12 protein-coding genes are annotated in these 10,769 nt (G+C 59.0%); 2 read left to right on the forward strand and 10 right to left on the reverse strand.

Going from position 1 to position 10,769, the window contains the following annotated elements; genetic code table 11:
- Positions 1-11: 11 nt before the first annotated feature.
- Genes GVL50_RS23840 through GVL50_RS23850 form a run of 3 tightly spaced genes read right to left on the reverse strand, consistent with a single transcriptional unit; the run spans position 12 to position 1,641 of the window.
- Positions 12-725: a PilW family protein gene (locus GVL50_RS23840; protein WP_159815272.1), complete on the reverse strand. Its 714-nt coding sequence runs from the start codon at positions 723-725 to the stop codon at positions 12-14.
- The gene (gene pilV, locus GVL50_RS23845; RefSeq protein ID WP_053123960.1) at positions 722-1,171 is read right to left on the reverse strand and encodes a type IV pilus modification protein PilV; all 450 of its coding nucleotides are present in this window, start codon (positions 1,169-1,171) and stop codon (positions 722-724) included. Before pilV ends, GVL50_RS23840 begins: the two co-directional genes overlap by 4 nt.
- A complete protein-coding gene (locus GVL50_RS23850) occupies positions 1,168-1,641 on the reverse strand; it encodes a GspH/FimT family pseudopilin (RefSeq protein WP_159815273.1) in 474 nt (157 codons plus the stop codon). The genes pilV and GVL50_RS23850 overlap by 4 nt, the downstream gene beginning before the upstream one ends.
- A 130-nt stretch (positions 1,642-1,771) precedes the next feature.
- Between GVL50_RS23850 and GVL50_RS23855 the strand changes: the two genes are divergently transcribed.
- Positions 1,772-2,341 carry a GspH/FimT family protein gene (locus GVL50_RS23855; protein WP_159815274.1) on the forward strand — a complete coding sequence of 190 codons (570 nt, stop codon included), beginning with the start codon at positions 1,772-1,774 and terminating at the stop codon, positions 2,339-2,341.
- Here the strand turns inward: GVL50_RS23855 and ispH are convergent.
- The 6 genes from ispH to murJ form a co-directional block, all read right to left on the reverse strand.
- The gene (ispH, locus tag GVL50_RS23860; protein WP_159815275.1) at positions 2,298-3,242 is read right to left on the reverse strand and encodes a 4-hydroxy-3-methylbut-2-enyl diphosphate reductase; all 945 of its coding nucleotides are present in this window, start codon (positions 3,240-3,242) and stop codon (positions 2,298-2,300) included. The two genes, GVL50_RS23855 and ispH, sit on opposite strands and share 44 nt — an antisense overlap.
- Positions 3,243-3,392: 150 nt before the next feature.
- Positions 3,393-3,830 carry an FKBP-type peptidyl-prolyl cis-trans isomerase gene (gene fkpB, locus GVL50_RS23865; protein WP_172828167.1) on the reverse strand — a complete coding sequence of 146 codons (438 nt, stop codon included), beginning with the start codon at positions 3,828-3,830 and terminating at the stop codon, positions 3,393-3,395.
- A 7-nt stretch (positions 3,831-3,837) separates the two neighbouring features.
- Positions 3,838-4,350: a signal peptidase II gene (gene lspA / locus GVL50_RS23870; RefSeq protein ID WP_053123968.1), complete on the reverse strand. Its 513-nt coding sequence runs from the start codon at positions 4,348-4,350 to the stop codon at positions 3,838-3,840.
- Complete coding sequence (gene ileS, locus GVL50_RS23875; protein WP_159815276.1) at positions 4,343-7,174, reverse strand: isoleucine--tRNA ligase; 2,832 nt, start codon at positions 7,172-7,174, stop codon at positions 4,343-4,345. The genes lspA and ileS overlap by 8 nt, the downstream gene beginning before the upstream one ends.
- A 13-nt stretch (positions 7,175-7,187) precedes the next feature.
- Entirely contained in the window at positions 7,188-8,126 is a 939-nt protein-coding gene (gene ribF / locus GVL50_RS23880; protein ID WP_038361708.1) for a bifunctional riboflavin kinase/FAD synthetase, read from the reverse strand.
- A 129-nt stretch (positions 8,127-8,255) separates the two neighbouring features.
- Positions 8,256-9,794, reverse strand: a complete 1,539-nt coding sequence (gene murJ / locus GVL50_RS23885) for a murein biosynthesis integral membrane protein MurJ (protein ID WP_159815277.1) — start codon at positions 9,792-9,794, stop codon at positions 8,256-8,258.
- Between the two features lie 252 nt (positions 9,795-10,046).
- Here murJ and rpsT point away from each other — a divergent pair, with 252 nt between their 5' ends.
- A complete protein-coding gene (gene rpsT / locus GVL50_RS23890; RefSeq protein ID WP_003228351.1) occupies positions 10,047-10,319 on the forward strand; it encodes a 30S ribosomal protein S20 in 273 nt (90 codons plus the stop codon).
- 181 nt (positions 10,320-10,500) lie between these two features.
- Here the strand turns inward: rpsT and GVL50_RS23895 are convergent.
- The coding region (locus GVL50_RS23895) for a CreA family protein (RefSeq protein ID WP_178124217.1) at positions 10,501-10,769 on the reverse strand (269 nt) is incomplete at its 5' end.

Raw genomic sequence — 10,769 nt, forward strand, 5'->3', positions numbered from 1 at the left:
CACCCTGGCCCTCACTGCAAGCGGTTGCGCAAAGCGGCAACCACGTTGAAGGTTTGTGGGGCGACCCGGTTGTTGGGGTCGAGCAGGGTCAGGCTCAGGCGCACACTGCGGATGCGTGCCGTATCGCTGGGGTTGGCGCTGTAAGTTGAAGCGGCCACATCGGTCGCAGAACTCGCCAGGCCGAAGGTGACGGTGAAAGCACTGACGTTGTTCACCAGCACCTGCTGGGTCGGCGTTCCGCTGCCGGTGCCCATGAGTATCTGGTTGTTGCTGAAGCTGTAGATCAATCGGCGAATCGGAAAGGCAATCTGTCCGGTCGCCGCCGTTCGTAAACCGGTATACGCCGTGGCGCTGTTGCGGCAATCGGAGAGCACCGTCCAGGTCGGCGTGCCACCACCGCTGCCGATATCGGCGGTGACCAGCGTCAGTTTGAGGTTGGCGTTATCCCAGCCGATCGGAGCGATCTGCGCGGCATTGAAATCCCCGGCCGTGCTCGAATCGGTAATCGTGCCGAGGCAACCGAACATGCCCACCATGCGGATTTCCTGAATCATTTTGCTCAGCACAAAACGCGCGTCTTCCTGCATCGCGGCGGCGCTGTTCTGACTGACATAGGTATTTTTCGCCGCGATGAAAATCTGCACGACACCCAGCACGATGATCAGACCCAGCGCGAGAGCCACGAGCAATTCGATCAGGCCGAAACCCCGATTATCGCGCCTCATGGCGTGGCCACCGGATCAACCGCCGCACGGCTGCTGAGGACGAAACTGCGCGGCGCGCTGGCGGTGTTGGCGGCCCGCGCGTCACTCCAGTTGATGGTGATGGTGTACACCCGCTGATTGAGCGTGATGCTGCCGGTAGCGGTCGGCCCGCCGAAAGCAATGATGTTGGTGGTGAAATCGTAGAGATCCTGATCGCGAGCGACGCTGAGATTGCCCGAGGTCGGCGGCGTCACGGTGTAGTCGGCGCCGGAGTTGGCGCGAATGCGATCCATCATGTCATAGGCGATAAAACTGGCCTGACTGGTCATGCGCGAGCTGTCGGTGTACTTCAGCGCATTCAGTTGCACCGCCGCCGCGCCCAATAACCCGACGGTCAGAATCAGCAACGCGACCAGCACCTCGATCAGCGTCATGCCCTCCTGTGCGTGTTGACTCCCTGCCCTCATCCGCAAATTCCACCCAATTGAATTCGTCCGTTCAAACACACGTTCAGCGTCCTGCTTTGCGTGCCCAGCGTGTAACTGATGACCACCGCCGTAGACGGTGCGGCCAGACCGCCTAGATTGTTGAAATCCAGTGCGGTCACTCCTAAGGGTAGCGTCAGAGCGGCGCCGCTGCTCATCGCTGGAACAACCCGCAATACATTCGCCGGCGTGCCAGTACTGTCGTAAACCGCCAATTCACCCGTCCAGACGCTGCCGCCGGCGCTCGGGCGCAAGCGAGTGGTCACGCCACGATCAATCGCTTCAAGCCGGGCAAAATTGATTGCCCGTTGCAGATCGCCCATTTCGGTATCGGCCTTGCTGCTCTGGATCGACTTGGTGAACGCCGGCACGGCAAGTGTGATGAGCAACACGAAGATCGCCATCGCCACCAGCAACTCGATCAGCGTGAAACCTTTTGTACGAAGATCCATCGATGCCCTCCGTTGCCGTCGGCTATACCTGCTTCTACACGCTAGAACATTCAACCGACCCGCGTCGGTTGATTTGCCCTGCGCGGCGTAAGGATCGCGCCGCTCATCACACTCCACGGAGGGAGTTTTCATGACGCAACATGGTTTCAGCCTGATAGAACTGCTTATGGGACTGGCGATCGGCGCAATTGTTCTGCTGTTGGTCAATCCGGCGTTCGCAACGCTGCGCGAATCGAACCAGCGGGATCTGGCCGCGCAGTCGCTGCTCGACGGTATTCGCAACGCACGCAGCCTGGCCATCACGCGCAATCAGAGCGTGGTGATTCATGGCATCAACGGTGACTGGAGTCAGGGCTGGCGGATCATTGTGGATATCAGCGGCAAAGGGCCTGCGGACAGCAGCAATCCATTACTGGCAGAACGTGCGAGTGACGCGAAGGTGCCGATTGTCGGCAATGGATCTGTAAGGCGTTATGTGCGTTTCAGCAGTCTGGGACAACCGCTGATGCCCGAACGGGCGTTTCAGGCAGGGACATTACATATTTGCTCGGCTCACGAGCCGGTCAGCCAGCGCCAGGTGGTGTTGGCGGCGACCGGTCGCGTGCGCCTGAGCAGCAAAAGCGCTGAACAGGCGTTGTGTCAGAAAACCAAAAACGTCAGATCGAACGAACGCGCAGCTCTTTCGGCATCGAGAACGTGATGTTCTCTTCGCGCCCGGCCAGCTCATCGGCGCCGGTCGCGCCCCAGGCTTGCAGTTGCTGAATCACGCCACGCACCAGCACTTCCGGTGCGGAGGCACCAGCGGTGATGCCGATACGCTCGACACCATCGAACCAGCTCTCTTGCAGATCTTCGGCGCCGTCGATCAGATAGGCCGGGGTGGCCATGCGCTCGGCCAGTTCGCGCAAGCGGTTGGAGTTGGAACTGTTCGGGCTGCCGACTACCAGAACCACGTCGCACTCGTCGGCCAGTTGCTTGACCGCGTCCTGACGGTTTTGCGTGGCGTAACAGATGTCGTCCTTGCGCGGGCCGCCGATGGCCGGGAAGCGTGTGCGCAAGGCATCGATGACGCGACTGGTGTCGTCCATCGACAGCGTGGTCTGGGTGACGAAAGCGAGTTTTTCCGGGTTGTGAACCTGCAGTTCGGCGACGTCTTTTTCGTCTTCAACGAGGTAGATCGCGCCGCCATTGCTGGCGTCGTACTGGCCCATGGTGCCTTCGACTTCCGGGTGACCGGCGTGGCCGATCAGGATGCACTCACGACCATCGCGGCTGTATTTCGCGACTTCGATGTGCACCTTGGTCACCAGCGGACACGTGGCGTCGAATACTTTCAGACCACGGCCGGCGGCTTCGGTACGCACGGCTTGGGAAACACCGTGGGCACTGAAAATGACGATGACGTCGTCCGGCACCTGATCCAGTTCTTCGACGAAAATCGCGCCACGACTGCGCAGGTCTTCAACGACGAACTTGTTGTGCACCACTTCATGGCGCACGTAGATCGGTGGCCCGAAGACTTCCAGGGCGCGGTTGACGATTTCGATCGCCCGGTCCACACCGGCGCAGAAGCCACGGGGATTGGCGAGTTTGATTTGCATGCTGTGCCTCGTGTCTTGCGCGCGAAAACAGTTAAAAACACTGTGGGAGCGAGCTTGCTCGCGAAGAGGCCATCACCTGCAACATTACTGTTGGCTGACACACCGCATTCGCGAGCAAGCTCGCTCCCACATTTGACTTCATAGAGTCAGTTAAATCGCTTTGACGTTGATGATCTCGACGTCAAAGGTCAGCGTTTTGCCTGCCAGCGGGTGGTTGAAGTCGATGGTCACTTGCGTGTCGTCGAATTCTTTCACCACGCCCGGCAGCTCAGTATTGGCCGCATCGTTGAAGATCACCAGCAAACCCGGCGACAGCTCCATGTCGACGAACTGCGAGCGCGGGATGATCTGTACGTTCTGCGGGTTCGGCTGGCCGAAAGCATTTTCCGGCTCAACAGTCAGCGTGCGCTTGTCACCGGCCTTGAAGCCGAACAGCGCCGCTTCGAAACCTGGCAGCAGGTTGCCGTCGCCGACCTTGAAGGTCGCCGGGGCTTTGTCGAACGTGCTGTCGACGGTGTCGCCGTTCTCCAGGCGCAATGCAAAGTGCAAAGTGACTTCCGTGTTCTGGCCGATGCGTTGCTCAGCCAATACCTGTTCAGTCATGAACGGCCTCTTCGGTTTTCTTGGTTTTGAACATGTCCAGTGCCAGCATCACCGCGCCAACGGTAATCGCGCTGTCGGCGAAGTTGAACGCCGGGAAGTACCAGCGGTTCTGCCAGTGCACCAGAATGAAATCGATCACATGACCCAGGGCAATGCGGTCGTACAGATTGCCCAGCGCGCCACCCAGCACCAGCGCCAAAGCGACGGCCAGCCAGGTTTCGTTGCGACCCAGGCGCTTGAGCCAGACCACCAGCACCGCACTGACCACAATGGCGATCAGGGCAAACAGCCAGCGCTGCCAGCCGGAGCTGTCCGCGAGGAAGCTGAAGGCAGCGCCGGTGTTGTACGCCAGCGTCCAGCTGAAGTAATCAGGAATGATCACGATCTGCTGGAACATTTCGAGCTTGCCTTCGAAGTAAAACTTGCTGGCCTGGTCAATGACCAGAACCAGCAAACTCAACCAGAGCCAGCTCAACCGTCCGAAACGGCCAACGGCATTAGGCATAGTGACGAACCTCGCCAGCGCCGCTGATGTTGTCGACGCAACGACCGCAGATTTCCGGATGCTCCGGGTTCACGCCAACGTCTTCACGGCAGTGCCAGCAACGGGCGCACTTCGGGAAGGCCGATTTGACGATCTTCAGCTTAAGGCCGCTGACTTCAGTCACGACCGCGTCTTCAGGTGCGCTGACAAAAGGCGCAACGCTGGCCGTCGAAGTGATCAGGACAAAGCGCAGTTCGTTGCTCAGCTTGGCCAGATCGGCGCTCAGGGCGTCTTCGGCGTACAGCGTCACTTCGGCTTGCAGGTTGCCACCGACGGCTTTGGCCGCGCGCTGGATTTCCATTTCTTTGTTGACCGCTACTTTGACCGCCATCACGCGTTCCCAGTAGTCGCGGCCCAGTTCAACGTCAGCTGGCAGTTCGGTCAGGCCTTCGTACCAGGTGTTGAGCATGACCGATTCGTTACGCTCGCCCGGCAGGTATTCCCACAGTTCGTCGGCGGTGAAAGCGAGGATCGGCGCGATCCAGCGCACCAGCGCTTCGGAGATGTGGAACAGCGCGGTTTGCGCCGAACGGCGAGCCTTGCTGTTGGCGCCAGTGGTGTACTGACGGTCCTTGATGATGTCGAGGTAGAAACCGCCCAGCTCCTGCACGCAGAAGTTGTGGATCTTCGAGTAGACGTTCCAGAAACGGTATTCGCCGTAGTGTTCTTGCAGCTCGCGTTGCAGCAGCAAGGTGCGGTCGACCGCCCAACGATCCAGCGCGAGCATTTCTTCCGCCGGCAGGATGTCGGTGGCCGGGTTGAAACCGCTCAGGTTCGAGAGCAGGAAGCGCGCGGTGTTACGAATACGACGATAGGCGTCCGCACTGCGTTGCAGGATCTGGTCGGAAACCGCCATCTCGCCGGAGTAGTCAGTCGAAGCCACCCACAGACGCATGATGTCGGCGCCCAGGGTGTCGTTGACTTTCTGCGGCGCAATCACGTTGCCCAGCGATTTGGACATCTTGCGGCCGGCTTCGTCGACGGTAAAACCGTGAGTCAGCAGTTCGCGGTACGGCGCGTGATTGTCGATGGCGCAACCGGTCAGCAGCGACGAGTGGAACCAGCCACGGTGTTGGTCGGAACCTTCCAGGTACAGATCGGCGCGCGGGCCGCTCTCGTGACCCATCGGGTGCGAACCGCGCAGGACGTGCCAGTGCGTGGTGCCCGAATCGAACCAGACGTCGAGGGTGTCGCTGATTTTGTCGTACAGCGGCGCATCGTCGCCGAGCAACTCGGCAGCGTCCATTTTGAACCAGGCTTCGATGCCTTCGACTTCAACGCGCTTGGCAACTTCTTCCATCAGCTCGACGGTGCGTGGGTGCAGCTCGCCGCTTTCCTTGTTCAGGAAGAACGGGATCGGCACGCCCCAGTTACGTTGACGCGAGATGCACCAGTCAGGACGGTTGGCGATCATCGAGTGCAGACGCGCCTGGCCCCAGGCCGGGACGAACTTGGTGTTTTCGATGGCTTTGAGCGAACGTACACGCAGGGTGTCGCCGCTGGTTGGCTCTTTGTCCATGCCGATGAACCACTGCGCGGTGGCGCGGTAGATCAGCGGAGTCTTGTGGCGCCAGCAGTGCATGTAGCTGTGTTCGATGACGGTGGTGTGCATCAGCGCACCGACTTCGGTCAGCTTGTCGACGATGGCCGGGTTGGCCTTCCAGATGAACTGGCCGCCGAAGAATTCCAGCGACGGCACGTAAACGCCGTTGCTTTGCACTGGATTGAGGATGTCGTCGTTGACCATGCCGTATTTTTTGCAGGTCACGAAGTCGTCTACGCCGTAAGCCGGAGCGGAGTGAACCACGCCGGTGCCAGCGCCCAGTTCAACGTAGTCAGCCAAGTACACCGGCGACAGACGGTCGTAGAACGGGTGACGGAAGTTGATCAGCTCCAGCTCTTTACCGGTGGTGGTCGCGATGACCGAACCTTCGATGCCGTAGCGCGCCAGGCAGGCTTCAACCAGCTCTTCAGCCAGCACCAGCAGCTTGTCGCCGACATCCACCAGTGCGTAGTTGAATTCCGGGTGAACGTTCAGTGCCTGGTTGGCCGGGATGGTCCACGGGGTGGTGGTCCAGATCACGATCGAGGCAGGTTTGCTCAACGATGGCAGACCGAACGCGGCAGCCAGTTTGGCTTCGTCAGCGATCGGGAACGCAACGTCGATGGTCGAGGACTTTTTGTTCTCGTACTCAACTTCCGCTTCGGCCAAGGCCGAACCGCAGTCGAAGCACCAGTTCACAGGCTTGAGGCCCTTGAACACGAAACCGCCCTTGACGATTTCAGCGAGGGCGCGGATTTCACCGGCCTCGTTCTTGAAATCCATGGTCTTGTACGGGTTGGCCCAGTCGCCCAGCACGCCGAGACGGATGAATTCGGACTTCTGCCCTTCGATCTGCTCGGTGGCGTAGGCACGGCACAGTTCGCGGGTCTTGTCCGCGCCCAGATTTTTGCCGTGGGTCACTTCAACCTTGTGCTCGATCGGCAGGCCGTGGCAGTCCCAACCCGGAACATACGGCGCGTCGAAACCCGACAGGGTCTTCGAGCGGATGATCATGTCCTTGAGAATCTTGTTCAGTGCGTGACCGATGTGGATCGTGCCGTTGGCATACGGAGGGCCGTCATGCAGAACGAACTTCGGACGATCCTTGCCAATCTCGCGCAACTTTCCGTACAGGCCAATACTGTCCCAGCGCTGCAGAATCTGCGGTTCGCGCTGTGGCAGGCCGGCCTTCATTGGGAAGGCGGTGTCCGGAAGGTTAAGCGTGGCTTTATAGTCGGTCATTTAAGGCTCTTCATTAGCGATGGGCGCTAGGTGCGGCTAGTGCACGGGCGGTGGCGACATCCGCATTGATCGCCGTTTTCAATGCCTCCAGGGAGGCGAAGCGCTGCTCTTCACGCAGCTTTTGGTGGAAAACCACCGTCAAACGCCGGTCATACAGATCGCCGGCAAAATCTAAAAGATGGACTTCAAGGTGGGCCTTGCCATCACCTTGTACCGTGGGCCGCACGCCGATATTGGCGACGCCGGGCCAGGTCTTGCCGTCGATATCGACATCCACCAGATAGACCCCGGTGAACGGCACGCGACGACGCTTGAGTTGAATGTTGGCAGTGGGCGTGCCCAGTTGCCGGGCCAGTTTCTGGCCGTGCAGCACACGACCGGCGATACGGTACGGGCGACCGAGCAAACGTTCGGCCAAGGCAAAATCGGCGGCGGCCAAGGCGTTGCGCACTTGCGTGCTGCTGACGCGAATGCCGTCCAGCTCGACGGTTTGCGCCGCTTCGACGGTAAAACCGTGAACCTGCCCGGCCTGCATCAGGAAATCGAAATCACCGAGGCGGTCGCAACCAAAACGGAAATCATCACCGACTTCCAGATGCTGCACGCCGAGGCCATCGACGAGGATGGTGTCGACGAATTCACTGGCGCTGAGTTTGCTCAAGCGCTGGTTGAACGCCAGGCACAACACCCGGTCAACGCCTTCGGCCGCCAGCAGTTGCAGCTTGTCGCGCAACCTTGCCAGACGTGCCGGCGCGGTCTCGGGGGCAAAGAATTCCCGTGGCTGCGGCTCGAAAATCACCACGCAGCTGGGTACGCCCAACTCGAGCGCACGCTCACGCAGTCGGGCCAGGATAGCCTGGTGACCACGGTGAACACCGTCAAAGTTGCCAATAGTGGCGACGCAGCCCCGATGCTGGGGGCGCAAGTTGTGGAGGCCTCGAACCAGCTGCATAACGCGCTTCTTGCTCATAAAGTGGTCGATTATAACCACACCCGACGGCCGACGACAGGCAACACCGTAACGCAAAGTGAACGAGCCGACAAAACTGCCGGCCCGCGCCCCTCCATAAAGAGAAAAACCTTAGCTCAAGGCCTTGCGATTGAAGTCGCGCAGGCGGAAACCGAGCAGCAGCAACATACCGAAATAGGACACCACGCCCGCCGCGACCAAGGCGCCCAGACGCAGGAAGCGCTCAAGCATGTGCCCTTGATCCCATGGCGGCATGAAATGCATGCCGATCAACAGCACCACGGACATCACCGCCACCGCGACCACCAGTTTGAAAGCGAACTTGGCCCAACCCGGCTGCGGCTGGTACATCTGCTGCTTGCGCAGTTGATAGAACAGCAGTCCGGCGTTGAGGCAGGCACCGGCACTGATCGCCAAGGCCAGACCGGCGTGAGCCAGGGGGCCGATCAGCACCAAGTTGAACAACTGAGTAACCACCAGCGTGAAGATTGCGATTTTCACCGGGGTGCGGATGTTCTGTTGCGCATAAAAGCCCGGCGCCAGCACTTTGATCACGATAATCCCGAGCAGGCCGACAGAATAAGCAATCAGCGCACGTTGAGTCATTTCTGCGTCGAAGCCACTGAACTGACCGTACTGGAACAGCGACACGGTCAGCGGCTCGGCGAGAATCCCCAACGCCAGCGAGCACGGCAGCACCAGCACAAAGCACAGACGCAGGCCCCAATCGAGAATCCGCGAATACTCGTGACGATCCTTGCTCGCATAGGTTTTTGCCAATGTCGGCAGCAAAATCGTGCCCAACGCCACGCCAAGCACACCGGATGGCAACTCCATCAAACGGTCGGCGTAGTACATCCACGACACCGAACCTGCGACCAGAAACGAGGCGAAGATAGTGTTGATGATCAGCGAAATCTGGCTGACCGAGACACCGAGGATCGCCGGCAGCATCTGCTTCATCACGCGCCACACGCCGGTATCGCGCAGGTTCAGACGCGGCAGCACCAGCATGCCGATCTTTTTCAGGTGCGGCAGTTGATAGAGCAGCTGCGCCAGACCACCGACCAATACCGCCCAGCCAAGGGCCATGACTGGTGGATCGAAGTACGGTGTGAGGAACAGCGCGAACACGATCATGCTGACGTTAAGCAAGGTCGGCACAAATGCGGGCACCGAGAAACGGTTCCAGGTATTGAGGATCGCGCCGGCCAGCGATGACAGCGAGATCAGCAATATATAAGGGAACGTCACCCGCAACAGATCAGAGGTGAGCTGGAATTTTTCCGGCGTATCGGTGAAACCGGGCGCCGTGGCCCAGATCACCCAAGGCGCCGCGATCATGCCCAGCGCGGTGACGATCGCCAGTACCAGCGTCAGCAAGCCCGATACGTAGGCAATGAAGGTACGGGTCGCCTCTTCGCCCTGCTGACTTTTGTATTCGGCCAGAATTGGCACGAATGCCTGTGAGAAAGCGCCCTCGGCAAAAATTCTTCGCAGCAGATTGGGCAGTTTGAAGGCGATAAAGAAGGCGTCTGTCGCCATCCCGGCGCCGAATGTGCGGGCGATAAGCGTGTCACGAACAAAACCCAGAATCCGGGAAAGCATCGTGATAGAGCTGACGGCGGCCAACGATTTGAGCAGATTCATTGAGGGAATTTGTGCCTGTCGATAAACAGCAGGCGAATTAAGCGCCTACTTATGCGATACTCCGCGCCGCAGCAGCACAGAGCCAAAGCTCGCGAGTTTACAGGTCAAGCGCCGGAAATAAATATCCCGCCTCTTTATACCTACCACTTAGCGGAACGATTCAAGTGCCCTTGACAAGACTTCTCTTCATCGGCATGATTCGCGGCCTATTTTGTTTGCTATTTCCTAAAAAGTCTTTCGAGGAGCTCGACGGTGGCCAACTCACCTTCCGCCAAAAAACGTGCAAAACAGGCTGAGAAGCGTCGCAGCCACAACGCCAGCCTGCGTTCCATGGTTCGCACCTACATCAAGAATGTAGTTAAAGCCATTGACGCAAAAGACGCTGAAAAAGCTCAAGCTGCATACGTTCTGGCTGTGCCAGTTATCGACCGTATGGCCGATAAAGGCATCATCCACAAGAACAAGGCTGCTCGTCATAAGAGCCGTCTGAATGGCCACGTTAAAGCGCTGAAAGAAGCCGCTTAATCGACGTAGTCATTAAAAAACCGACCTTAGGGTCGGTTTTTTATTGCCTGTGATTTAACAAATCCTGCGCAAAAAAAGTGGGAGCGGGCCTGCTCGCGAATGCGATCGGTCAGTTGATAGCTCTATCGACTGACACGACCTCTTCGCGAGCAGGCTCGCTCCCACATTGGTATCTGCGGGGTTATTGCTGGACGGGCACCCATGGCAGGATCGGGATCGCTGTAACAGCATTCTGCGGGCTGCCTTCGATCAGGCGATCGCTATAGACCAGATACACCAGCGTATTGCGTTTCTTGTCGAGGAAACGCACCACCTGCATGGTCTTGAACACCAGCGATGTGCGCTCCTTGAACACCTCATCGCCATCCTTCAGATCGCCATTGAACTTGATCGGCCCCACCTGACGACAGGCGATCGATGCTTCCGCACGATCTTCAGCCAGACCCAACC

Origin of the sequence: Pseudomonas sp. 18058 (genome assembly GCF_902706155.1) — a bacterium.
Classification (GTDB): Bacteria; Pseudomonadota; Gammaproteobacteria; order Pseudomonadales; family Pseudomonadaceae; genus Aquipseudomonas; species Aquipseudomonas rustica.